Source organism: Algibacter sp. L1A34 (assembly GCF_009796805.1).
Lineage (GTDB): Bacteria > Bacteroidota > Bacteroidia > Flavobacteriales > Flavobacteriaceae > Algibacter.
Genome location: NZ_CP047029.1, coordinates 3,761,308 through 3,786,697, shown reverse-complemented (window position 1 = coordinate 3,786,697; position 25,390 = coordinate 3,761,308). Strand labels below are relative to the sequence as shown.

Below are 25,390 nucleotides of genomic sequence, written 5' to 3'. Positions count from 1 at the left end.
GTATTCCAATTTATGACTACTTTTAATATATAAACCAAACTTATGAGCAATATAAAAATCACCTGTGTTATTGTAGACGATGAGCCTATGGCGCTTAATTTAGTGGAAAGTTATGTGAAGAAAACACCTTTTTTAGAGCTAAAACAAAAATGTAGTAGTGCTATTGAAGCTATGGAGTTTATAAAAGAGCGCCCCGTAGATTTATTATTTTTAGATATACAAATGCCAGATTTAACTGGTTTGGAGTTTTCAAAAATGCTACCAAAAGAAACACGAGTTATTTTTACTACTGCTTTTGATCAATATGCCCTAGATGGTTTTAAAGTGGAAGCTTTAGATTATCTTTTAAAACCTTTTGATTATGCGGAGTTTCTAGCAGCAGCAAATAAAGCAAACACTTGGTTCTCATTAGTAAAAGGAAAACAACAAAATACGGTTTCTGAAGAAAAGGAGTTTCTTTTTGTAAAATCTGAATATAAACAGTTACGAATTAAGCTAGCAGATGTGTTGTATTTTGAAGGTTTAAAAGATTACATTAAAATTTGGATAAAAGATAATCCAAAGGCTATTTTAACATTAATGAGTTTAAAGTCCTTACAGGAAGAATTACCAGATACGCAATTTATGCGCGTGCATCGCTCTTTTATTGTGGCTCTAAAAAATATAGAAGTTGTAGAGCGTAGCCAAATTATAATTAATAAGCAGCGCATAACAGTTTCCGAGCAATACAAGAGTACTTTTTTAGACTATATTAATTCCAATTCGTTAAACCTATAATACTATTATATTTCAATTTATTACAACTATGCAAAACTTTTGTAATGGATTCTTACATACTAAATTAATCCTATGTTTAAGCTCTTTAATAAAATCATTAAATGAAAATATTTCGTAAATTAAGAAGAAATCTAATTGCCTTAGGTAAGTTTAAATCTTATGTAATATATGCGTTAGGCGAAATAGTACTCATTGTAATTGGTATATCCATTGCTTGGAAAATAAATGATTTAAATGATATTCGAAAAAACAATATTGTGGAGCATAAAATCTACAATAATTTAAATGAAGAGCTAAATACGAACTTACATATATTAAGAGGTTTATTAGATGAATATCCTGATACTATAACCTGTCTAGAAAACACTTTAAAATATGTTGGTAAAGCTCCAAGTGAAATAACAGAAGGTGCAAAAGATACTATAATTAATATATTTGATAAAGAAGTTAACCTCCAAGATAGTTCTATTAATTCGCTTGTTAATACAACTAAATTTGAACTTTTGGATAATGCAGAGTTAAAAGATTTAATTGTGATGTACCCAAATAAAATTGAAGGGTTTAAAAAACAAAATGCCAAAATTAAAACTATAATTGCTAATAGATTAAAACCTGTTTTAGAAAAACATATTTCGTTGGTGGATATGCTCCCTAAAGAAAACGAGAAGTATAATCATATTAAAGAATTTGGGAGCAAATCGGATTATAGTGCTTTACTGCAAAACAAAGAATATCAGAACAGTATTATAGACCGCTTATTGCAAACACAGATACAATTAAACAACGCTAAAATATTGCGCGGTAAGACTAAAATATTAATCACCAAGTTAAAAGAGGAGCTAGATTAAATCTCACTAAACTTAACTATTCATGGAGTTTAAGAAATTCAGCAGGAACATCCAATAGCTCTTGGTAACACCAACTATTAGGGCAATCGTCATTTAATTTACCATGCTCGGCAATTCTTATGCGTATCGAGTCGTTTCTTTGATTGGTTCCGTTGTAAATTTCTCCCACTTCAAAGGTTCGCTCAGTAATGCCTACAACTCCACCAACGACTACCGTGGTAATATATTCAGATATAAACTCATATTGATTATTTGTTACATCGTCATCCGAACCGCAAGATATTACTGTTAGAGAAAAAATAAAGAGGTAAATTATTTTTTTCATAATTCTATTTTATACTAGATGTTAAAATAGGTGTTTGGTTGCGTCTCATTTTTTTAAATCATAAGTTGAATGGCGATGCATTAATTATTAAAACTATATACACATTGCCTTCTGGTAGTAAACGTAAGTTTACTGGTAATTACGTTTATTCTGAAACAGATGGCGATTTTACGGGAACAAATACATTTATAGCTTATGATGATGATGAAAACGATACGCAATGGACTTGTGAAGGAACCGTTAGTGTTTTTAGATAATTGATAAGAACTTTAATAAAATTTTAGTTAAAAGGGTTTCATCTAAAAATCTACTTGTTTAAAAGGTGAAATTACAGTGTTGGTATATTCCTTTTCTCAAAAACAGTGTGTAGTACTACATTTGTTCAAAATAAAATTAAACACATTATGAAAAAAGTAATACTATCTCTAGCCATTGTTGTTAGTTTAACTAGTTGTAACAGCGTAAAAAACATGAATACATCAAGCATTACTAGTGCTGCAACTTTATTAAGTTCTTTAAGTTCAAACTCTACAGTACAACAAGTATCTAGCTTGTTTACTTTACTAGATGCTAATAAAGATGAAGCCATTAGCTCTACAGAAGCAATAGGTTCTGTATCAGAGAACTTTAATACATTAGATACAGATAACAATTCTAGTTTAAACTTAACGGAATTAACTGGATTATTAGCACTTTTAAAATAAATAGAGCGTAATAAAATAATCTATTTTGTCTTTACAATTTAGAATAGTAAACCTTTCATAACTATTGATAGTATTCAATTTTTATGAGAGGTTTTTACTTTTTAACCGTTTACTATAAAAAAATAAAGAGTTTTTAGTTTTATAAAAAAACAGGAAAAACACCTTTTATAAAAACAGTATTATCCTGATGATTAAATATGTTTAATGTGTTAATTTTGAACAAGTTATTAGTGTAGTCAATTCATGAAATATAGAATTATTTAGGTTACAATCGTAACTCTGAAATTATTTAAAAACTGTTTATTTTCCTTCAAGAACGACATTAAAAGCTGATTATTAATTTAATATATTCAGTATGTCAACAATATCTAATTATCAAGTAAGAACCATATTAGATGGTAACAATGAAGATACTATAAATCATTTATTACAATTATTAATAAATGATCAAAGCTTACATGTTGCTATAAACGAAGGCTGGCATCAACCCAGTTTAAAACAAAACCTTACTTATAATTTATCGAATGAAAGGCGTTCAGTAACTTCTGATAAGAAAATACAATTAAGCCGAAAATTTTTCAGAATAAAAGAAGAGTTACAATTCGTTAAAAAGAATTCTGAAAAATTTAATAAACTAACCAAACGGGAAAAAGAAATAATTCAACTTCTTGGTAAAGGCTTCAACAATCCAAACATAGCAGAACAACTTTTTATTAGTAGAAGTACTGTTGAGCAACATCGGAAAAATATCAACTTTAAATTAAGCATTAAATCGTTTACACATATTATGCGTTACGTTTATGCTTTCAACCTCATATAATCTTCATTTTATAAAAAGATATTTCCTTTTGTTTTTTTAATAAATTTTGAGGTAAATCAATAATAAGCTTGTTAAAATAGATACTTAGAATATTTTGTTTTTGGATATATAATAATGTCTAAAACCTAGAACATATAATACTATATGTATTTGAAAATAAGCGATTTATATTAAAATACCTAACCTTGGGTATTGTGTAAAAAGTATTGCAGAACTAACTTTGAAAAAGCATAATTGGAGGAAAGTGAAAATCCATTAAAGAGTAACTTAATTTATAAATTTTGAATAGATGAATAAACATCAAGAATGCTTATGTATTTGTCCGCCATCACCAGAATTGGAGGATAAAATAAGAAGCACAAAAAAGAAAATCCTTAAGGAAACTGGATTCGAAGATATTGATGATATCGATATTTTAGACATGAGTACGTTTACCTTAATAACGACCCGCTCTAAACGTACAAGAGCACACGACCACTCTGAGTCTTTAAACCAAGCACCAGTAACAGGTACTAAACGTGCTATTGTATTACTTGTCGATTTTTCAGATAAAAAAGCTGTGGAAAATCAAGCACATTTTAATAATATGCTTTTTTCTCAAAACACCTATGCTACTGGAAGTATGCGTGATTTTTATAAAGAAGCTTCATACGGAAATTTAAATGTTATAGGTGAAGTAAAAGGCCAAAACGGAGCAACATCTGGATGGTTTAGAGCACCAAGAACAAAAGCCTATTACACTAATAATGACTTTGGTTTTGGATCGTATCCCAAAAACGCACAAAAATGTGTTGAGGATGTTATTGATTTAGCAAATCCACACGTTAATTTTAGTAATTATGACAACAGCGGAGATGGGTTTGTTGAAGCTTTAATTGTGATTTGTGCTGGTACAGGTGGAGAATCGTCTGGTAACAAGTCAGATTTTTGGTCACATAAATGGGGTATTACTCCAAAAAATGTAGATGGCGTAAAAATTAACCGATATTTCATGGCGCCAGAAGATGGTAGAGTAGGTGTAATGGCTCACGAGCTTGGACATTTACTATGTGGTTTACCAGATTTATACGATACCGATTACTCATCTAGAGGTACAGGTCGTTGGGATTTAATGGCTGGAGGAAGTTGGAATAACGGCGGTCATACCCCTGCACATCCAACGGCTTGGTGTAAAGTTAAATGTGGTTGGGTAGCACCTACAGTAGTTTTTAATGATACAAAAAATATTACGCTTAAACCATATCATAACAATAAGGATATTATTAAACTACCTATTGGCAGTGCTAATAGTCAGGAATACTTTTTGTTATCTAATCGTCAAAAAAATGGTTTTGATGCACATCTTCCTGGTGAAGGTATGATTATAGAGCACATCGATGATACCAAAGGAAACAATACCGATGAGAACAATTATCTAGTAGATATTGAACAAGCTGATGGTAGCCGACATTTAAACACAAATGCCAATAGTGGTGATGCGTCTGATGTGTTTCCTTTAGCAACAAACAAAGCGTTTACAAACACATCGAGCCCAAATAGTAAAACTTATGCTAATACAGATTCTAAAGTAAAAGTTATAGATATTACACGATCTGGAAACAACATTACAGCTAATGTTACTGCAGGATCTGGAGGTACAACATGGGTAACTAAAAAGATAACGCGAACTTATGCATCACCACATAGTAAAAATGCATGGGCTTATATAGAATCTATTGGGTGGCGAAAAGTAAATATTCTTACAGCCGATGGTGTAACCAACGTTTTTCTTCTGTTAAATATAGCAAGAGCAAAAAACACAACGGTAACAGCTAGTATTGATAGCTCTCATATCCATATTGCATACTTAAACTAAATTCGGGAATTCGAATATAATTAACAGCGAACTACACAATAAAAAGAATTATTAATCTATAAAATTTTAAATTATGAATTTTTCAAATAAAAAAGTATTGAGAACTTATGCATCACCACATAGTAAAAATGCATGGGCAAATATTGAAACTTTAGGATGGCGTAAAATAGGTCAATTATCTACCGATGGTGTTACTAATATTTTTATAATTTTAAACGTAGCCAGAGGAAATAATAAAACGGTTACTGGTAGTACAGATGCATCAAACCTCATAAGTACATTATACCTGTAAATCGAAGTATTAATATTTAAAAACATAGAAATTATGATGACAATAAATTTTAATATGGGTGAAGGTAAAGTGAATTTAGGTTCTGCTACTAGCGGGAGTTTAGAAGGCCAAATACCAATACCAAATATTATAGAAACAAGTACATTGGATGGTTTTGAAGGGCAAGTTCCAACACCTAGCTTAATGGATCATGAAAGTCCTTCAGGAAGTCTAGGAGATATGGTAGCGCCAAGTCCCGAATACTTTGAAAGTGCAGACTCTGTCGCAGATGTATTTGCTCCAAGCCCTAATGATATGGAAGCTTCGCTTAGTATTGATACTGGCGGAGAAGGACTTCCAGAACCGATGAGTTTAGATGAGGTTGATGCTATTAAATCGACTAAGAAAACAACACGATCAACAAAATCATCTACAAAAAAGTAATATCTTTATAAGCCTAGATTAGTTTTAATAAAATTAATCTAGGCTTTAATTATTTAAATATAAAACTATGGAATTTACACCAAATAACACGATTATTAAAGCTGCTGTTGTTGATGTTTTAAATGAAAATGATGAAGTAAAGATCGTAATTTTAGAATTACCTAAAGCTGGTAGTTATCCAGGTTTTTTATCTGTTGGAAAGCTTCTAATCGCAAAAATTATAGACGCAAATAATACAATAGGTTTTAAAGTTGAAGATGTGATTTCTGCAGAAATAGAAGTATTAGGTGGCCCATTGAAACAAGTATTTTTACTTCATAATGTTTCTAAGCAATTTTAATTATGCAGAAATAAAAAATAATCAAGTAATTTTACTTACAAATAGGTTTAAATCTATAACTATCTTTAAACCATAAAGACACAAAACATACCATGGCAAAAGAATTAGATAAAAATTCAGAATTTATACCTTTTGAAAGTATTGGACTTTGTTTTAGTGGTGGTGGTTATCGTGCTACTTTTTTTGCTTTAGGCGTATTATCTTATCTCGATCAAGCTTCTTATAACAATAAATCGCTATTAAAAGCCGTAAAGGCATTGAGTACAGTAAGTGGAGGTACCTTAACAGGTGTTGGCTATGCTAAAGCGGTTCAAATGCCAGATTATAATTTTAAAACCTTTTTTAAAAATTTCTACAATACGTTTACACCAGAAAACGATGTGCTTCTAGAAAGTGCTATTGCCAAATTAGAAAATGATACTGTTTGGAAAGCCAATCCATATAAAAATAGATCTCTAATTAACGCTTTTGCTTTAACATATTCCGAAATGCCCATATTTGAAGGTACCTTCGGAAAGTTTAAAAAAGATAAAATAAAACAACTTGAGCAAGTATGTTTCAATGCTACAGATTTTTCTTTCGGGTTAACTTATCGCTTTCAAAATCGAGGTTATTTTGGAAATAATCCACTTTATAAAAACCATCAAAAAGAAATTAATGCTTTACGCGATGCAGTAGAATTAGGAGATGTAATTGCATCATCATCTTGTTTTCCTGTTGGTTTTGAACCCTTGATTTTTCCAGACGATTATTTTAAAGACCACAACGATGCTTCATATAAAAATTTAAAAGGGTTAGATACGTTTATAGACGGCGTAGGTATCATGGATGGTGGTATTGCAGATAATCAAGGTATTGGTAGTATGATGCTTATTAGCGATAGAATGAAAGGTAATTTAGATTTAATAATTGTTAACGATGTTGGTAGTTATAAAATGAAACCTTGGCAACAAGATGCCACTAAAATTGAAAAGAAATCTACCGCCAAACGAGTAATAAATAAGGTATTGCAATATTTTTCAATTAAACCCATTTATTGGATTATTCTATTGGTTGGTTTGCTAATTTTACTTTTGAACAATATGAAGGTTTTTGGGCCAACAGATTATGTGGGTTGGTATATTTTAGGAAGTACTCTTTTTGGTATGGGGTTACTTTTAACGGTATTTGGCCTTGTAGCATCATCCGTTAAAATAGCGGTGCTTTCTAGATTGAAACATGTATTTAATAAGAATATACCCGAAGCTTTACTTGATGATATTTTAACTTTTGAAAAATTGGATATTAGCTTAATACAAGTAATGCTTTCTAACCGTATAACATCGGCTATGACCATGATAAACGATGTGTTTCTAAAGCAAATGCGTCGTGTAAATTACGATTTGTTTTATTCTAAAAGTCAGTTAAAAAACAAACGCATTACAGCAACTGTTTATAAATTGAATGGTAAGAAATCACCATATAACAACAGTCCTGGTTATAATAAAGCAATAAAATTGCCTAGCAAAAATTTAGAAAGTGTTTGCTTAACAGCTTCCGAAACTCCAACAACTTTATGGTGGGATAAAAAAGATATTGTAAAAAATAGAATGCAAACTTTAATTGCCTGCGGACAGTTTACAGTTTGTTATGAACTTATGGAATATATTTTAGAATTAAAAGCCGATCCTGATAGTAATGTAACCGATTTTACAGAAATAGATAAGCTTTATGGTGCTTTACAACAAGATTGGATTAAGTTTAATAAAGAACCTTTATGGCTTGTAAATGTTTTAAATAGATAGGTGTGAGGTTCTATTTATAACTAAAAAGCTCACTTCGTAGAATATATTAAAGTATTAAGCACAAATGCGATTGTTTAGGTTCCTTGTTCGTGGACTTAAAAAAGGAAAGTAGCTCTTTTAGTTGCGAAAAACACCAACAATATATTTAGATGAAATTTTCTTTAATATCTTTTGATTGTATAACTTCTGTTTCAGTAATAAACTTCATAAAAAGATATATTGATATTACATGACAAATAACAGTTAAAACACTGAATGTTTTATCAAAATATAAAAATTTATTAATGGAACTTAATGTAATTTGGAAAATCATAAAAATTCCTGATGTTAATAGTATTGTGCCAGCGCTATAGTTATCATTTAAGTAAATTATAGCGAACGTGACAGCATAAATTATTAAGCAAGTAGCACACATTACTACAAAAAACACTTGATTATTTGGAACGATGTTTATTAATAATTTGAGAGTAGTATATATAATGTAGCTCGTTGATAATGCACTAATTAATACGGATATTGACCATATAGGTTTTAGTTTTCCTATATTAATATATCTTTTAAGAATAAGTGTACAACATATTAAATAAATGGATACTAATATTGAAATCCATACAAAATATGTTTTAAAGTCGTAAAAAGATAAAATATCAGAAAGTAACATGACAAGCAAGGCAAATACAAAAAGAGGTTGCGCTTTGTTTTTAGTAAGGTTAATATACTTTAGTAATATAGTCGCGATAACGAAAGGCATTGCATATCGTAGTATCCTTATGTCTAGATATATACTAATTATTACCGAAATCAAAAATGAAGCATAAAATAAAATATCAATAATTTTTATTTTTTTTAATGTGCTAATAATAATGGACTGGCTTGTATACATTTAAGAATTATACGCTTATTTTAGGGAAACCAAATATAATTAATTACTTCGAAAAAGAGCAATAAAATACACTTAGATTAAGTTTATACTAATAATTTAAAATAATATTGGAGTTCTATAAATTATTTAAAACCCGCAACAAATTAGATTTACTAATAAACAATTGGTATTCAATATCTATCGCCTTTAATTGGCTTTCAATAAGTTTAACTTCTCTATAATTAACCAAAAACAGAGAACCTTCACCTAGACTAAATTTACGTTCTTCACTATGTACAATTTGCTTATAATCTTTAACAATATCTTGAAGAAGATCATACTGCGTGTAATACGAATCTATTTCTTGTATGGTAGCATTTACTTTATTTTTCAAATTAACTTTAGTTGCCGAAAGATCAAAACCGATGTCCTGAAGTTTCATTTTAGCTAATCTTAAATCAGCGCGTTCTTTTCTTAAAAATAAGGGAAAGCTAATATTTAATCCGCTTTTGTAATTAGCAGTATTAAAATCGTTAGCATTTTGATAATCGCTAGACAGAAAATTATACTGCAAATCTATTTTTGGTAATAAGTTATTTGTTTTTAAACGCTTATCAACAGTTAAGATTTCCTTTTTTATTTGAAGACTTTGAAGTTTAGGGTGGTTTATTATTAATTCTTCCGTGCTATTTAATACAGAACTGTTTAAAATAACATCTATTTTATCAATAGTAGTAATATCTGGAAAAACACCTTCTTCTAACTCTAAAGGAATGTTGTTTTCTATCCATAAATAGTTTGATAGTTCTAAAGCCGATTTAATATACCCAATCTTCGCTTTTTCAAAATCGAGTTTTCTATTTTTAAAATTAATACTTGCTTCTAAAGTATCAATAGCAGGTTTATCTCCAGCAAAAAAGCTGCTTTTTACATTCTGCAATCGGGTATTTGCATTTTTAAGATAATCGCTGTAAACCAATTTGGCTTGGTGATTCTTTAACCAATTAAAATAGGTAGAAATAGCATTGTATAAAATATCGTTTATTACAAGTTTTTGTTCTGCCTGCGCGTATTTTAAATACAATTTAGATTGTTTTAAAGTCGCCATGCGCTCATTGGTTAATAAACCTTTCGCCAAAGAAACTGAAACCCCAACACCATACAAACCATCTTCTGGAGTGTTATATTCAGGATTTAAATAGGTCCCGTCATTATTTTCATAATTGGCTTTAAGCTCTACACCATACCAAGTAGGGATTTTAAATGTGGTGTTTAGTTTATCGTAATACGTGGTAGATTTAAACTTTTTACGGTTATAATCTACTTCCAATTTTGGATCAAAAGCACCTCTAGATTTTAATAATTTCGCTTCACTTTCAGTTGTGATAAGTTGAGCTTGTTTCACTATAGGGTGGTACTTTTTTACATACCCTAAATATTCTTCTAATGATAAAACAGGATCACTTTCTTGCGAAAAACCTACGGAAGACATTAAAAACAGTACAATAATTACAAGTTTCTGCATTCGAGTTACTTTTTATCTTTAGAATATTCAGTTTTATAGAAATCGGGAGGGAAGCTATTTATTTGTCTCCAAAGTTCAAACCAAATTGGCACATCATTAAGTAGCGCAATACTTTTTGCTCCAGAACCCACACGAATCGCTTCTGGCCAAGCCACATCATCTGGGTCTGGTTTTAGTAACACACGGTATTTACCATTGCTGCTAATATAGTTTTCAATGGCCACAATATTGGCGCCATAAGTACCGTAAGATACATTTGGCCAACCGCTAAACACAATAGCAGGCCAACCATCGAACTGTACACGTACATTTTCACCTTTATGTATTAAAGGTAAATCTATTGGGCGTACATACATTTCAACCGCTAAATCGTAATCTGCTGGCATAATACTTACCAATTGCTCACCATCTTTAAACGTTTCACCAATACCAGCTTTAATCGCTTTATTAATGTAGCCATCTTGTGGTGCTGTAACAAATAGTAAACTGGTACGTTTTGTGTAATTGGCTAAACTCGTTTCTAGCTTAGAAACCTCGGCTTCAGTATCGTAACCGCTCGATTGCGCCGTATATAAACCACTTTTAGCCTTCCCTAGTTTATCGCCATAAGTTGCGCTTATTGTAGATATAGCAATTTGTGCATTTATTACTTCATTTTTGGTACTTAAATATTTGTTTTGTTGCGACATTAACTTAGCTTCTGCTTCTTGCAATTTGTTAAGTTTTTCTTCAACATCTTTAACTGCTTTTAAGCCTTCTTCCTGTAAAGAAATAGTACGTTTGTATTGAGTGTTTGCAATATCAGCATTTATCTTAATAGCTTCCAAATCCATGCTGTCTGTGGTTACTTTTAAATGTGCTTGTAGTAATTTATTTTTGGCAGACTCTAGCTTTAGTCTGCGTTCTTGTTGTAAAGCCGAAATTTGATTTTCTAAAGCTATTACCTTGTTTTTATAAGCTTCTACAGACGATGATTTTACGCTAAGTTGATTGCCTGTTCGTTCTGCTAAACGTGAATCGAAATAATCACTTTTTACCTCAGAAATACGGATAATGGTATCACCTTTTTTTACAAAATCCCCTTCTTGTACAAACCATTCCTCAATACGTCCTGGTATTTGAGACTGTATGGATTGTGGTCTCTGGTCGGGTTTTAGAGTTGTTACCAAACCTGTACTCGATATATTTTGAGTCCATGGTAAAAAGACGATAATTACAATGATTATAGAAAATACTTTAAGGAATTTTTTAAATCGCTTATGGTATTCTTTATTAAAAATATCTTTCCCCGACTTAAAGGCTTTTAAGTCTATATATTCTGAAACTTTATTGTTGGTTATATTTAACATAGCTTACAGTTTATTTATAATAAGTCCTTTTTTAAGGACAATTTTCTTATTACATTTTGGCTCCCATATGTCATTATTACTTACAACAACTAAACTCCATGATTGTTCGGGGTCTGTTAAGAAGTTAATCATTTTAGAGGCTTCTTCTTTATCAAAATGATCGAAAGGGTTTTCAAGAATTAATAGTTTAGGCTGCTTAACGATTGCTCTGGCTAGTATTATTTTTTTTGAAGTGGTGTAAGCTATTTGCTTTCCTTCAGGTTTTAAAATAGTACTTAAACCTTTAATTTGCTGATGTAAAAACGTGGTTAAATTCAAGCTTTCAATAACTTCATAAATGCTATCGTCGCTAATGTTTTTATTTCCGAAAGTAATATTTTCTCTTATTGTACCTTCAAAAGGTGTTTCTTCTGAAAGTGATACACCTAAATTGGAACGATATTCATTTTTAAAGAGACTCTGAATAGAGAGATTGTTTATATAAATATATCCAGAAGTTGGAGAAATAAGACCAGAAATAAGTTGTAATAAACTAGATTTTCCAGAGCCACTTTCACCTTTTATTAAAATTTTATCTTTTGGATTTATAGTAAAGGAAATGTCGCTCAAAATAGGTTTATAACGTTTTTCTACTTGATATGAAACATTTTGAAACTCAATAGTTAAATCGGCGTTTTTCTTAATAGCTTCTCCTTGTTGAGATTCTATCGGCATGTCTACAACTTGTCCTAATTTTTCAATAGAAGTCAAAACATCATAAAAAGATTCTAAACCACTAATTAATTTTTCAACTGAAGTAATAATTAAAAGTATAATGATTTCTGCGGCAACAAATTGCCCAATATTCATCCTTTGATCCAAAACTAAAAAACCACCTATTACTAATAACCCTAATGTTACTAATACTTTAAAACCTATAAGTTGAATAAACTGCATCACTAAAATTTTAAAGTGATTCTCTCTAGATTCTAAATACTCTGAAACTAGATCGTCACTTTTTTCCATTGCCAAACTTGTTTTTCCTGAAAGTTTAAAACTAATAATGGTACGAGCAATTTCTTGTAGCCAATGCGCAACTTTGTATTTGTTTTTCGATTCTTTTAAACTTGTGTCTAACCCGCGTTTGGCTGTATATTTAAACACTACATATATAAGTAATAATAACAGCATCCCGAAAATGATAAAGAAAGGATGGTAGAACGACAGTAAAATTAAGGCAAATATAATTTGTAATAATGCCGAAGGCATATCGATTAATATTTTAGATAACCCTTTTTGAATGACTATAGTATCAAAAAAACGGTTTGCTAATTCTGGAAGATAATATTCTCGTAGCTTACTCATTTTTATCTTCGGGAAACGATAACTTAAATCTAAGGAAGCTCTAGTAAAAATACGTTGTTGTATGGTTTCTATAATGCGCATTTGCATTAAAGTTAGTATGCCAGAAAAAGCAACACCTACCGTTACTAGAAATACTAAAACAATCCAAGAGGTTGAAATTTGTGCGCCTTGTAATAAATTAATAATAGCTTGAATACCTAACGGAAGCGATAAGCTTACAAGGCCTTCGAAAATAGCATAATAAGCAATTTGATAAATATCTTTACGTTCTAATTCTACTAAACCTAAAAAGCGTTTCCAGGGTGATAAAGTGTTGTTATCCATTTATTTGAATTGTTTTTAATACCAAGTTTGTAAAAAAATCTGTGGGTGTGTTTTTTGTATCACAATTAGTGATTGTTTTAAAGTGGGATTTTAGAAAATGTTGATAAAGGGAGCCTTCTAAAATAGAACTCGCTAAGCTTAAACTGTATGTATACGTATTATTATAGACTAAAATAATTTCGGAAATGCGATAAACTACACGTCTATAAGGCATAAAGAAACCTTCTTTATTTTCTGTATCTACTTTTTTTGTGAGGTACGATTTGGAGTTTTCATTAATAATAATTTTATTTAAAAGTACTTCGTCAATATGGCTATAGTTGTTATCCTGTTTTGTTGTTCTAGTAACTATTTCTATCGCTTTTTTTAATTTTTCTTCATTACTATTTATACTATGAGTTTCTAGAACAAGCTGATATTCTATCCAACTCCAATACCAAGAGGTTAGATAAATGAGTAGTTTATGTTTACTTTCAAAATAACGATATATAGAACTCTCGTTAGAATCTATTTGGAGTCCTAATTTTTTAAAATTAAAACCTTCAAAACCTATGTCTTGAATAAGTATAATACTATTTTTAATAATTTTTTTACCTAAAGGAGATGTTTCGGGGTCTTTAAGATAAATACCGGGAGGCATTTCTATTTTGATGTTTGGTAGTAAAACATTCATGAGTAATAATTTATTATAAATATAATAGTAATACTATCACTTTTGCAAGTTTAATAGTTGTAAGTATTGATATTATCATCAATATTATTAATTTACAATAATTACCATAAGAAAGTTCTGTTTTAATAAAAAAAGTAAGGAAAAATCCTGTAATGATAAAATATAATTAATTCTTACCTTTATATCTCAATTTAATTCAAATTATGACAACGGTAGATTTCACAACTCGCTTAACAGTGGCCTTATTAGCAGGATTGGTTATTGGCTTCGAAAGGCAATTGCGTCAAAAAACGGCTGGTTTAAAAACCAATATGTTAGTAGCCTCAGGCGCCGCCATATTTGTTTTATTATCTTATATGATTAAAAATGAAGACTCAACTGTAGATGTTACCCGAATAATAGCCCAAGTTATTACAGGCGTTGGTTTCCTAGGTGCAGGTGTTATTTTTAGAGAAGGCGTAAACGTCCACGGCTTAGGTTCTGCCGCAACTATTTGGTGCAGTGCAGCCATTGGTTGTCTTGCTGCCACAGGTTTATACGTAGAAACAGCCATTTGCACAATACTTATATTACTTATCAATTTATTTATAGAACCCTTAGATAAATGGCTAAAAAGTAGAAGATAGCCATAACTGCTTTTTTAATGCACAAAAATCGTTATAAATGAAAACCAAGGCTGTAAACAAATTCGATAAAAAAATAGGGTTGGTACTTTCCGGCGGCGGAGCTAGAGCCTATGCACATATTGGGGTATTGCAAGCCTTAAACGAGCATGGTATTTACCCTACACATCTTTCTGGTTCTAGCGCTGGTGCTTTAGTTGGCGCCCTGTATTGTAATGGGTATTCTCCTTTAGAAATATTAGAACTCGCCAAAAGTCATGAGTTTTTACAAATTTTTAAAATAGGATTCGTCAATAAAGAACTTACAGAAATGACGCGATTAAAGTCCTTTTTAATCCAATATCTTAAAGACGATTTTAACACCCTAAAAATTCCGCTTTCCATTTGTGCGTCCAATTTAAACTTGGGTAATTACGAAATACGATCGTCCGGGAAATTAATCGAATTTATTGCCGCCTCCTGTGCTGTTCCACTATTATTTAAACCCATAAAAATTAAAGGTCATTTATATGTCGATGGCGGTTTACTTAACAATTTACCCATAGAACCTTTACTAGAAACTTCAAATAAAATAATAGGAGTAAGCGTTAACGAACATGAATTTAAAGATAATATAAAAGGCGCTATGCAACTTACGCAGCGTTGTTTACAATTAGCCGTTTGGAATACACTACAAGAACGTATTGAAAAATGCGATGCTTCTATACTTATAGATAAGCATTTTAATTACGGAATGTTTTCCATTAGTAAATCTCAAGAATTGTTCGATATTGGATACAAACAAACTATAGACAAAATGGATAGTATTTTAAAAGCCATAGGCTAAGTTTAAATTTAGTTTCCAAACATTTTAAAGCGAAAATATGAAAGCACGGAATTTTAAAGTAAAAAGTTAATACTAAAGAGATTAGAATCTACATTTAAAGATTTTAACGAGTTTGCTCTTAATCTAAATCAAGATAAAAATGATTCTGTATATATTAAAATACATTAACAGGTCCTTGAAATATTTGGAATTGGATTCTATAATAGTATCAACGTAAATGGAAAGATTGAAAAAACGAATGTTGAAAATGAATCCAAGATTAAAATTTCTTTCAAACAACATCTTATAGTGATATTTTTATATATAAACGTTTGCAACAAGCTGAACTCAATCAAATGGAAATAAAAACTGATTTTACTATTGAACCTTGCAAAAAGGAAAATATAAAGAAAATTGTAGATGGAATTAATGAATATAATTTAAGTAAAGTTTCTGCAATTGCGGATATTTGGACACGTTTGGAGTTTGTGGCTAAAGATAAAAATGGAATTGAAATTGGCGGAATATTAGCAGGACTTGGATATTGGAATGGTCTCGAAATTAATATTCTGTGGGTAAAAGAAGGTTATAGAAAAAAAGGAATAGGAACAAGGCTTTTAAAACACGCTGAAAAAATAGCAAAGGAAAAAGGGGCTGAAATCTCAATGCTCGATACGTTTGATTTTCAAGCAGAGCAATTTTACTTAAAAAATGGCTACAAACCGATTGGTGAAATGAAAGGTTTCCCGAAAGGACAAAGACGAATATATTTCTCGAAAGAACTAGACGAATAAAAACAGAGTTATCAACAATGTATAAAAATAAAGTTAAATTAGGAGCTTAACTATAGATCGTTGCTATTTTATAACATAAACGTTACCTACAAATAAAACAGAATGTATATAAATGTAAAATTGATTTTATCTACTAAAATATTATTAATAACTATCTATTTATTTCTTGCTCAAAAGTTTATTTTAAACGGTTTTATTAATTCTTACCGATTTTCTGAACAAAAATATATTTATGAATATGGAATTCTTATTTCTAAAGGATTCGTTTATTTGGCTTTCGTATTGTCATTTTTGTGTCCCTTAATAATTTGGTTAAAAATGAGAAATAACTTTAGAAAAAATCTAGAGTTGGTAATCATAGGTTTTATACCCGCTTTATATTTCATAATACTTTACACATTGTCAAGCTGAGAATAAAGAAATATGAATCTAAATTTTTAAACACCACTGTTACATTCAAAAAACAATTGCTAACACCTTAGAAAAATAATAGCGGTTTATAGCAAAGGCAGAACTTTTATTAAACATAAATACTAGGTAATACTGAAGAAATGAGAAAAATTGGAGACATATTGTTTATAATCGTGATTGGAATTCCATTAGCCATTTTGTCAATTCCTGTTATGTTATTTTTTCTACCAATTGATTATTTTAATAAAAAGCGATTTGAAAAAAAATACTCTGAATTTCTGACTAAAAATAACGGAAAGAACTTCTTCTGCTTTAATAATCGAAAAAACTCAAAAGAATATATTGAAGAAATTATTGCTCCTAATTTACTTGAAAGTATTGAAATAGTTTATTTGAACGGAAAAAAAATTGAATCGGAATATGACTCTGAATTTATTTCTGCAGCGTTATATGGACTAAAAAAATACAATAAGTTCCCCCATTTAATGAAAATCCGGAATGGTAAATTGATTGATAAATCTATAAACAATGCATTTTATAGCGTGCTAAATATGAACAAATCGAAAACTAAATTACTGAATAAAATCAATATGTTTTTCGAACTGAATAAAATAAAAAACGATCCTAAAACAATATAAAAACAATAACTCAATTTTATATTTAAACTAAGGTTGTTACAATGACATTTTACTCCATAAAAACCTTCCAAATGGCACTAGTTTGTATTTTATTAGTGATTTGATATTCACTAAGCCCTTTTATATTTGGCACCTTAACGTTAAAAGGAGCAGAAGTTAAAGTAATTTCATCGTCCTTATCATTTACAACCTTGGTTTTAAGTTGCGTTAAAAACTTAACAACACGTTCTTTACCTAATACATTGGCAACATCCATCATCATGGTGTTTATTTCAGTTTCATAATTATCGCAATTAATTAAAGCACCAAGCATATTAATTAAACCAAACTCGCTTATAGCAAAACCATTATAAGTAAAAGCTTCAGTAAATAATAAATCTTCTCTATCGGTTTCAATCTCTTTTTTATTTTCAGATACAAAAGCGAAACCTTCCACAGATTTCACATATTGTATTGCGCCAAGTGCCATGGCGTATTCCTTATTTGCCATTATAATATCAAGTTTATAATGTAAAGCAAAATGGCGTATGTTTTCTACTTCTTTTTGTTGTTTTTCTTCTAAAGTTTTAATGCTCGCTTTAATAGAGAATGCATTGTTTACAATATATTCTAACTCATTTTTAGCCTCGTTAAACGTATTGTTTTCTAGATGTGTAATAAGGTTTATTATTGTAGCTTGGTAAGCTTTATTTTTAGAAAAAGCATCGGTATTACCAATAATTAATACCGCTTTTATAAAATCATTTACAGCTTTAGCATGATGAAATATTTGATCATCAATTTTAAAACTCGCTAATTTTTGAATTGGTTTAATAACTTTAGGAGATGGGGCAGAGGCTGTTTTTTTAGATACTGCATTTTTCTTTAAATTTTTATAAAAATCAGAACTCAAAATAGTGGCTCGGCAAGAACTAGGAGATTCTATAAATGGCGAAAATTGCATGGTTTTTCCGTTAAAAACATACTTCAAATTATAACCTTCACCTTTTTGTATTGTTTTAACCATAGCTTCCAATTTTGGTAAAAACACTGTAGCATCAATAAAAGCTTCGTATTCTTTTAATGTATCGGTTACATGATCTCCAAAACTCTGCTGGTTCATCAGGTTGTGTAAAAGATGAAGTACAGCCATATCGTAATCTTTCAACTCAAAATAAGCTTCCGATACATCGAGCTCCATTCTTAAAAAGTCTTTATTTATAGTGGTTCCGCTGGTTCCAACAGGGGGATGTGTAAACATGGCTTTATCATAAAAAGCAATAGCCTCTTTGTATTTTTCTGCTGTAAAATAAATATCTGCTAAGGCATGTGTAGCCACATGATGCATATTAGCCATCTCTTTTGTAAAATGAAAAGGTGAATAATATTTTTTAATGGTTGCTTCGCTAACTTTGAGCTCGTCGGCTATATATTTTAAAGTGGTTTCGTAGTTTTTAATATTATAGCGATCTAACTTTTTAGGAAGCTGTTTCGCTAATTCCAGAAATGTTGTGTTATCCGCATATTCTTCGGTAGTTGCTAAAAAATCAATATTTTCTCGCATCATATCTATAGCATGATTATGATACATATTGGGTTCTTCCGATTGGCTCCATGATATGTAACTACATAAAAAACAAAACAGTAATGTGCTTTTAATACCTTTTAGGTTTAGACTTAGTGCAAGAAATGAACTCATATGTATTATGTTTTTTTTTTCAAAACTATAAATAATCTTTATAAAAGCATGCTATTTCGTTTTTAATAGCGAGAACATACGAGAAGTTGAAGGCTTAAAATATTAACAAATCATTTCAGTAAATCTAGACTAAGGTATCGTTATCTTTGCACGAATTATTTTTTATATCAAACCTATTGCGATATATCACTTTTATATATGCCAGAAGAAGATAAACAAGGCCAAATGGCTAACCACAAAATTGTTTCTCCAGAAGAAATAGAGCAATGCATTGCTGTTTTAGAGCAATTAAATGCAGATACCAACCAAATGTTTGAGCTTCCAGAAGCACAACGTAACGCATTATTTAAAGCCTCGGGCTTGTTATCTCGTCCAAATCGTGATGAGTTTCAACGTCGTAGAAAAGATGCTAAAAAAGCGGCAAAACGTAAAATGATTGCCAAAGATAAACACGCACGTAAAACTACAGGTATTCGTTCGGCAAGAGAATCAGCTTTATTTGTAGCTCCTAAATTGTTAGCTGCCGCATCAATTTCTGAAGATACTCCGGAATTAGAGTCGCCTAGAAACTGCTACGTTTGTAAAACGGTATTCACCAAATTACATCATTTTTACGATACCATGTGCACGGAATGCGGTGATTTAAACTACGCAAAACGTTTCCAAACTACAGATTTAAAAGACCAAGTGGCTGTAATTACGGGTTCACGTTTAAAAATTGGTTATCATATCACCTTAATGCTTTTGCGTTCTGGCGCTACAGTTGTGGCTACTACGCGTTTTCCTGCAGATTCTGCTATCAGGTTTGCAAAAGAGGACGATTATAAACAATGGAGCGACCGTTTACATATACATGGCCTCGATTTACGCCACATACCAAGTGTAGAAATTTTCTGTAACTATATAGAGCAGAAATACGATCGCTTAGATATTTTAATAAACAATGCTGCGCAAACTGTGAGGCGTCCGTCTGGGTTTTATTTCCATTTAATGGAAAACGAAAAACTACCTATAAACCAACTGCCTAAACTAGCGCAAACGTTATTAAAGGATCATGAAAGTTGTTTGGAAGAATTATCTAGCTTAAGTGTTAGTGCTTCTAAAACGGATAAAAATAACGTATTACCTGTAACATGGCATGGACCAGAACCGGGAATTGGCTTACGAAATTCGGCCGAGCTTTCTCAAATACCATATAGTTTTGATAACTCGTTACAAACCTCAGAGGTGTTTCCGGAAGGTGAATTGGATGCCGACTTACAACAAGTAGATTTACGTAAAACCAACAGCTGGCGTTTAAAATTAGGCGAAATTGAAACCACAGAAATGGTAGAAGTTCAATTAGTAAATGCTGTAGCCCCTTTTGTTTTATGTAACCGTTTGTCTAATTTAATGATGAAAGAGAATACGGGTAAAAAGCATATAATTAATGTGTCTGCCATGGAAGGGAAGTTCCATAGATTTAAAAAGCAAGACAGACATCCACATACAAACATGGCAAAAGCGGCCTTAAATATGTTAACACATACAAGTGCTGCTACGTTTGCAAAATCTGGAATTTACATGAATGCTGTAGATACGGGATGGGTTACAGATGAAGATCCAGCGGAATTATCGAAGAAAAAAGTGGAGGTTCACGATTTTCAGCCGCCATTAGATATTGTTGATGGTGCAGCAAGAGTTATGGATCCATTAATTGATGGTATAAATACTGGGAAACATTGGTCTGGGAAATTTTTAAAGGATTATTTCCCAATAGATTGGTAGATCTTATTTGATAAAAAGTTAAACGTTGTATTGAATAAAAATAAAGGGTGTTAGTTTAATAAGATTGCAGCGTTGTTATCTTTTTAAATTGAATACCCTTTTTACCTTTAACTTGAATTTTTTCCTCTTTTTGTATGCCATTGGCCGTTTTTAGTGATACTGAAATGGTGTTATCACCTTTATTTAAAGGAATTCTAGCATAATAAATACTTTGGGGTAAACTTTGCCAGTTTCGTGTATCGGCATGCTCTGATAAGGCATTGAAAACACCCAAGAGTGCGCCTAAATCTGCGTTTTTATCTTTTAAATAATACTCCGATATTTTTTTTGTACCGAGCCTAATGGCTACTTTTCCTATTTCGCGAAGCGTTCTATCTTTTAGGGTTTCAAAAGCAATAACATCATAATTTTCTACTAATTGAAAATTGATACTTGGGTTGGCATCTTTTAAAATGGTTGCGCTCGAGAAATAAGGTTTTCTTTCTACATATTTTGGAAAAGCAACATTAAAGATATCAAGATCTGAAAACGAGCTTTTTTGTCCGTAGCTTGTGCTTATCGGGATGGGTAACGTTAAGTTTAGTTCCTCATTATGGATAGAAACAATGCCATCTCTATTGCCTGGTAATATGGTAAAGTTGTAATAGCTTTGCTCCTTAAAGGGCACCAAGCCATTTTCCCAAAAAAGGATTAATTCGCTTTCTATATTTGTGTTGTTAGCAATATAGGTTGTTTCAAAAACATTTTCATATCTATGGAGTTCATTTGTAAAACCAAGTGAAGCAGCGGTTCTTAAAACATCTTTTTTTAGTTGTTCGGGTAGAGGTGTTCCAAAAAAAGAACCTTTATTATCTAGATATAAATCTACCGCATTTCTATAAGAAATAAAGGCGTTATTAATATCGCCAGAAGCTTCGTATAACAGACCTTGTAGGTTTAAAGCAAAAGCATCCGAGGTGTATCTATTTTTTTTACCAGCGGGATACTTATCGTTAATTTCTTGTAATTGAAGATTAATTCTTTTTGCTTCAACCAAAGCATCATCTGGTTTGTCTAGAAAAATATAATTGAGCGCTTTGTAGTAATGGATAGCAATTTTTTCAAAATCTTCTCCCATATAGGTTTCTTTTTCAGGATTTACCACCACACCTAAAACATTACTACTTAGAGCTTTTTTATTCTCTTCAATAAAAGCATCGGCCTTATTCAGAAAAGAATTACTTAACTCATAATTATTATTTAAATAAGCTATTTTTCCTTTTTCGAGATAATAAAGAAGTGAATTTCTTTTCTTTTTCAAGAATGGATTTGTGTCTATATCACGAAGCGCTTGTTCTGTGTTTCCTTGCTGTAAATCGTTTTGAAATTCTTGACTTTTAGTATTGTAAGACGCGCAACTATTCAGGCATAAAAAAATGACACATAAAGCAGTACAATACGTAATTTTTAAATATGTAGTTTTCATATACCAATGAGCACCTAGCCTTTAATTAAAAACTTCTCTAAAAAATAGAGAAGCTTTTAGAATGTTTTTAGTTTTTAATAAGCTTTTTAATTTTCTTATCGCCAATCCAAACTTTTTCGTTGGTTTGGATATTAGTAAGCTCTAAATCTATTTGGTAATAAGTTACCTTTTCTCTTTTATGAGCATCCACAATAGAATTAATATTACCTTGAAGCATAAAATCGGCACCCGTTTCTAAACCAAACTTTTTTATTGTAGACATAGATGCATTTGTTTGCTGGTCTGCACGCTCTGCTCTTAATTCCTCTCTCATTTCTCCACCAGAAACTACACGAGCCACTTCTCTTTTTATAAGTGCTTTTTCAATGTCTTTGGTAAAAGTTTCCGCTTCAATGTGTTCATGGCTTTTGTTTCTAACTAACCCCACTATTAAAACTGGTTTTTTGCCACCGTTTGCTTGCATAAAATCGGTAATCCAATTGCCGGTTAAAATTTCATCTGTTAATTCTTCAGCAGATAATCTGGAGTCGGTATCATTCCATCGGCCGCTAATATCTATTTGTGTGTCTGGAGCTACTCGTGTTATTTTTCTAGCACAAGATCCTAAAGCTAGTGATCCTACAATAAATAACCCTATAATAATATGTTGCTTTTTCATCGTTTTGTGTAATATATTTGTTGTATTCAATAAATCTTAGTCGAAAATTAAGTAGCTAAACAACCCTAATTCTAATAGCGTATTACTATTTAACCATCTGTTATTTTGGTAATTGTAATCCGTATTATAGTTTCTATAGTTGTCATAATTATAGTATGCTGTGTTTTTAGCACGTTCAAGACGTTCTTGATGTCTCCATAAAGGGCGTTGCGATCTAAAATACGCTCTTAACTCTTTATTTTCTCTTTTTCGTTCCATAGGATCTATGGCGATATAAGTTTCTTGCAGCGTAGTACCTTGTAATAAGGTTGCATTATTAAAAGTGTTTGCTGTTACGTATTTGTCTAGACTAATTTGATAGTTTGGATTTTGATTAGCAACTAATTCTACCGAATTTTGTGCTATGCCTACAGATCCTATAAAACCAATAAGAACGGTGGCTAAAAGTTTATTTTTCATGTTGTATCGTATTTAAATTAACAATAAAACCAATTATAATGCAAGTTACGTAAAGCGATAATTATAGCGGTAAAAGTTACTATTTTTAACACCATTTTATGTTTCCTTTTGAAGGGAATATAATACAGTAAAAGAAAACTATTTTTAAATGATTAGCAGTAGAAGAGGTATTATAACTTTATTGGCACTATCTTTGTAATCTTATTATCAAATTATTAAAATATAATATTATTATGAGTAAAGGAACAGTAAAATTTTTCAACGACGCTAAAGGATTTGGATTTATCACTGAAGAAGGTGTAGACAAAGATCATTTCGTACACATTTCAGGATTAGTAGACGAGATTCGTGAAGGCGATGTTGTTGAATTTGATTTACAAGAAGGAAACAAAGGACTAAATGCAGTTAACGTAAAAGTTATCTAAATATATACTTCAAGTTTTTAAAAGAGCCCATCAATTTATTTTGATGGGCTTTTTTTGTTTAAAAGGTATACTAGTCGTTTTGTTTTTAAAATAAAACATAGGGTTTCGGTTATAATAATTTAAATGATTTGTACTTTTCGGGAAAATTAGAAGAACGATGTGCAAAGAAAAATTTATGCAGGAAGCTGTTAACGCAGCTTTAAAAGGAATGAACAACAATGAAGGCGGCCCATTTGGTTGCGTAGTTGTTAAAGACGGAAAAATAGTTGGTCGCGGTAATAACAAAGTAACATCTACCAACGACCCAACAGCACATGCCGAGGTTACAGCTATTAGAGATGCATGTAATAATTTAGGGTCGTTTCAGTTGGATGGTTGCGAAATATATACCTCTTGCGAGCCTTGCCCTATGTGTTTAGGCGCTATTTATTGGGCTAGACCAGATAAGGTTTACTACGGGAGTAACCAAGTAGATGCGGCTAATATTGGTTTTGATGATGAGTTTATCTACAAAGAAATCCCTTTACCATACGAAAAAAGAAGCATCCCGTTCGAGCAACTAGCTCGCGATATCGCTTTAGAACCATTCAATGAATGGACTAAAAAAATGGATAAAACGGAGTATTAATTTGTTCTGTTAAGTTTATAAAAAACAATATTATCGTTTAGTTATAAGCAAGCTTCAATATACGGAGTGTTTTTCAACTTAAACTTAATTTAAGTATTTCTAATGATAAATGTAGAAGATCAATTAAAAAACCCAGTTTGGCATTCATTAAAAGAAACGCATAAAAAGTTTGCTGTCAATTCTAATGGTGTACAATTTTATCACCACGAGGTTTGCCCTTTTGGAGCTTTTTTCGATGAAACAAAAACGGCAGAAGCTTCAAGTGAATATGTAAAAAAATCAGATTCATTCTTTTTCGTTTCAGAAAATCAAACGCCAATAATAGACGAAAGTAAAGTACTATTAGATAGAAAAATTGATGGCTGTCAAATGGTTTTAAATAAGCTATCTGAAGTTGAAATAACAGAAGACATTGTGCTGTTAGACGAGACTTTTATTGATGAAATTTATGATTTAGTTTGGTTGGTTATGCCTGGTTACTATAAGAAGAGAACATTTGAAATGGGCAATTACTATGGGGTAATTAAGGACGGTAAATTAGTTTCAATAGCCGGACAGCGTATGCAAACGGATCTTTTTATAGAAATTAGTGCTGTGGTTACTCATCCTGATTATACTAGAAAAGGACTGGCAAAACAGTTAATTTCTCACAATACAAAAGAAATTTTAAAAGCCAATAAAACACCTATTTTACATACAAACAAAGGAAATTTAGCCATTTCTCTTTATGAAAAATTAGGATTTCAGTTAACTCGAGATATGAATTGGTGGTTGTATCATAAAAAATAGAGAAA

27 protein-coding genes are annotated in these 25,390 nt (G+C 31.0%); 18 read left to right on the top strand and 9 right to left on the bottom strand.

The genetic code is table 11. The annotated features are described in order from the left end of the window. Positions 1-42: 42 nt before the first annotated feature. Both GQR97_RS16040 and GQR97_RS16035 read left to right on the top strand, forming a co-directional pair. On the top strand, positions 43-777 hold the full coding sequence (locus tag GQR97_RS16040) for a LytR/AlgR family response regulator transcription factor (RefSeq protein ID WP_199269867.1): 735 nt from the start codon (positions 43-45) through the stop codon (positions 775-777). Positions 778-878: 101 nt separating this feature from the next. Further along, complete coding sequence (locus tag GQR97_RS16035; RefSeq protein ID WP_158850228.1) at positions 879-1,625, top strand: hypothetical protein; 747 nt, start codon at positions 879-881, stop codon at positions 1,623-1,625. A gap of 16 nt (positions 1,626-1,641) precedes the next feature. Here GQR97_RS16035 and GQR97_RS16030 read toward each other — a convergent pair whose 3' ends face one another. After that, positions 1,642-1,950 (bottom strand): hypothetical protein, encoded by a 309-nt coding sequence (locus tag GQR97_RS16030; RefSeq protein ID WP_158850226.1) that lies wholly within the window; start codon positions 1,948-1,950, stop codon positions 1,642-1,644. 38 nt (positions 1,951-1,988) lie between these two features. On the opposite strand from GQR97_RS16030, the gene GQR97_RS16025 reads away from it, so the two are divergent. The 8 genes from GQR97_RS16025 to GQR97_RS15990 all read left to right on the top strand — a co-directional run bounded on the left by GQR97_RS16025 (position 1,989) and on the right by GQR97_RS15990 (position 8,168). Beyond that, on the top strand, positions 1,989-2,207 hold the full coding sequence (locus GQR97_RS16025; protein WP_158850224.1) for a hypothetical protein: 219 nt from the start codon (positions 1,989-1,991) through the stop codon (positions 2,205-2,207). Between the two features lie 147 nt (positions 2,208-2,354). Continuing rightward, on the top strand, positions 2,355-2,654 hold the full coding sequence (locus GQR97_RS16020; RefSeq protein WP_158850222.1) for a hypothetical protein: 300 nt from the start codon (positions 2,355-2,357) through the stop codon (positions 2,652-2,654). Positions 2,655-3,009: 355 nt separating this feature from the next. Continuing rightward, entirely contained in the window at positions 3,010-3,474 is a 465-nt protein-coding gene (locus tag GQR97_RS16015) for a response regulator transcription factor (protein WP_158850220.1), read from the top strand. A 289-nt stretch (positions 3,475-3,763) separates the two neighbouring features. Beyond that, positions 3,764-5,329, top strand: a complete 1,566-nt coding sequence (locus tag GQR97_RS16010) for a M6 family metalloprotease domain-containing protein (protein WP_158850218.1) — start codon at positions 3,764-3,766, stop codon at positions 5,327-5,329. Positions 5,330-5,402: 73 nt separating this feature from the next. Next, positions 5,403-5,621 carry a peptidase M6 gene (locus GQR97_RS16005; RefSeq protein WP_158850216.1) on the top strand — a complete coding sequence of 73 codons (219 nt, stop codon included), beginning with the start codon at positions 5,403-5,405 and terminating at the stop codon, positions 5,619-5,621. Between the two features lie 33 nt (positions 5,622-5,654). Beyond that, positions 5,655-6,044: a hypothetical protein gene (locus GQR97_RS16000; RefSeq protein ID WP_158850214.1), complete on the top strand. Its 390-nt coding sequence runs from the start codon at positions 5,655-5,657 to the stop codon at positions 6,042-6,044. Between the two features lie 67 nt (positions 6,045-6,111). Beyond that, complete coding sequence (locus tag GQR97_RS15995) at positions 6,112-6,384, top strand: hypothetical protein (protein WP_158850212.1); 273 nt, start codon at positions 6,112-6,114, stop codon at positions 6,382-6,384. A 92-nt stretch (positions 6,385-6,476) separates the two neighbouring features. Further along, positions 6,477-8,168 (top strand): patatin-like phospholipase family protein, encoded by a 1,692-nt coding sequence (locus tag GQR97_RS15990; RefSeq protein ID WP_158850210.1) that lies wholly within the window; start codon positions 6,477-6,479, stop codon positions 8,166-8,168. A 998-nt stretch (positions 8,169-9,166) separates the two neighbouring features. Here the strand turns inward: GQR97_RS15990 and GQR97_RS15985 are convergent. From GQR97_RS15985 to GQR97_RS15970, 4 genes are read right to left on the bottom strand one after another with little or no spacing between them, the layout of a single operon-like run. Continuing rightward, entirely contained in the window at positions 9,167-10,555 is a 1,389-nt protein-coding gene (locus GQR97_RS15985) for a TolC family protein (RefSeq protein ID WP_158850208.1), read from the bottom strand. A 5-nt stretch (positions 10,556-10,560) separates the two neighbouring features. Then, positions 10,561-11,904 carry an HlyD family secretion protein gene (locus GQR97_RS15980; protein ID WP_158850206.1) on the bottom strand — a complete coding sequence of 448 codons (1,344 nt, stop codon included), beginning with the start codon at positions 11,902-11,904 and terminating at the stop codon, positions 10,561-10,563. A gap of 3 nt (positions 11,905-11,907) precedes the next feature. Next, positions 11,908-13,572: a peptidase domain-containing ABC transporter gene (locus GQR97_RS15975; protein WP_158850204.1), complete on the bottom strand. Its 1,665-nt coding sequence runs from the start codon at positions 13,570-13,572 to the stop codon at positions 11,908-11,910. Further along, positions 13,565-14,245, bottom strand: coding sequence for a TetR/AcrR family transcriptional regulator (locus tag GQR97_RS15970; protein ID WP_158850196.1), 681 nt, complete (start codon positions 14,243-14,245; stop codon positions 13,565-13,567). The genes GQR97_RS15975 and GQR97_RS15970 overlap by 8 nt, the downstream gene beginning before the upstream one ends. Positions 14,246-14,448: 203 nt before the next feature. On the opposite strand from GQR97_RS15970, the gene GQR97_RS15965 reads away from it, so the two are divergent. The 4 genes from GQR97_RS15965 to GQR97_RS15950 all read left to right on the top strand — a co-directional run bounded on the left by GQR97_RS15965 (position 14,449) and on the right by GQR97_RS15950 (position 17,516). Next, the gene (locus GQR97_RS15965; protein WP_158850194.1) at positions 14,449-14,871 is read left to right on the top strand and encodes an MgtC/SapB family protein; all 423 of its coding nucleotides are present in this window, start codon (positions 14,449-14,451) and stop codon (positions 14,869-14,871) included. Positions 14,872-14,908: 37 nt separating this feature from the next. After that, positions 14,909-15,694, top strand: coding sequence for a patatin-like phospholipase family protein (locus tag GQR97_RS15960; protein ID WP_158850192.1), 786 nt, complete (start codon positions 14,909-14,911; stop codon positions 15,692-15,694). A 335-nt stretch (positions 15,695-16,029) separates the two neighbouring features. Further along, the gene (locus GQR97_RS15955) at positions 16,030-16,467 is read left to right on the top strand and encodes a GNAT family N-acetyltransferase (RefSeq protein ID WP_158850190.1); all 438 of its coding nucleotides are present in this window, start codon (positions 16,030-16,032) and stop codon (positions 16,465-16,467) included. Between the two features lie 551 nt (positions 16,468-17,018). Beyond that, positions 17,019-17,516: a hypothetical protein gene (locus GQR97_RS15950; RefSeq protein WP_158850188.1), complete on the top strand. Its 498-nt coding sequence runs from the start codon at positions 17,019-17,021 to the stop codon at positions 17,514-17,516. Between the two features lie 49 nt (positions 17,517-17,565). Here the strand turns inward: GQR97_RS15950 and GQR97_RS15945 are convergent, their stop codons facing one another. Further along, positions 17,566-19,194 carry a hypothetical protein gene (locus tag GQR97_RS15945; RefSeq protein ID WP_158850186.1) on the bottom strand — a complete coding sequence of 543 codons (1,629 nt, stop codon included), beginning with the start codon at positions 19,192-19,194 and terminating at the stop codon, positions 17,566-17,568. 198 nt (positions 19,195-19,392) lie between these two features. On the opposite strand from GQR97_RS15945, the gene GQR97_RS15940 reads away from it, so the two are divergent. Further along, on the top strand, positions 19,393-20,961 hold the full coding sequence (locus GQR97_RS15940; protein WP_158850184.1) for an SDR family NAD(P)-dependent oxidoreductase: 1,569 nt from the start codon (positions 19,393-19,395) through the stop codon (positions 20,959-20,961). A gap of 55 nt (positions 20,962-21,016) precedes the next feature. Here the strand turns inward: GQR97_RS15940 and GQR97_RS15935 are convergent, their stop codons facing one another. The 3 genes from GQR97_RS15935 to GQR97_RS15925 form a co-directional block, all read right to left on the bottom strand. Further along, the gene (locus tag GQR97_RS15935; protein ID WP_158850182.1) at positions 21,017-22,426 is read right to left on the bottom strand and encodes a COG3014 family protein; all 1,410 of its coding nucleotides are present in this window, start codon (positions 22,424-22,426) and stop codon (positions 21,017-21,019) included. A gap of 67 nt (positions 22,427-22,493) precedes the next feature. Next, positions 22,494-23,084, bottom strand: coding sequence for a penicillin-binding protein activator LpoB (locus GQR97_RS15930; RefSeq protein WP_158850180.1), 591 nt, complete (start codon positions 23,082-23,084; stop codon positions 22,494-22,496). A 36-nt stretch (positions 23,085-23,120) separates the two neighbouring features. After that, on the bottom strand, positions 23,121-23,543 hold the full coding sequence (locus tag GQR97_RS15925) for a hypothetical protein (RefSeq protein ID WP_158850178.1): 423 nt from the start codon (positions 23,541-23,543) through the stop codon (positions 23,121-23,123). Positions 23,544-23,776: 233 nt separating this feature from the next. Here GQR97_RS15925 and GQR97_RS15920 point away from each other — a divergent pair, with 233 nt between their 5' ends. The 3 genes from GQR97_RS15920 (at position 23,777) to GQR97_RS15910 (ending at position 25,385) form a co-directional block, all read left to right on the top strand. Further along, positions 23,777-23,968: a cold-shock protein gene (locus GQR97_RS15920; protein ID WP_042495150.1), complete on the top strand. Its 192-nt coding sequence runs from the start codon at positions 23,777-23,779 to the stop codon at positions 23,966-23,968. Positions 23,969-24,125: 157 nt separating this feature from the next. After that, on the top strand, positions 24,126-24,596 hold the full coding sequence (locus tag GQR97_RS15915; protein WP_158850176.1) for a nucleoside deaminase: 471 nt from the start codon (positions 24,126-24,128) through the stop codon (positions 24,594-24,596). Positions 24,597-24,698: 102 nt separating this feature from the next. Further along, positions 24,699-25,385 (top strand): GNAT family N-acetyltransferase, encoded by a 687-nt coding sequence (locus GQR97_RS15910; protein WP_158850174.1) that lies wholly within the window; start codon positions 24,699-24,701, stop codon positions 25,383-25,385. The last annotated feature ends 5 nt before the right edge of the window (positions 25,386-25,390 follow it).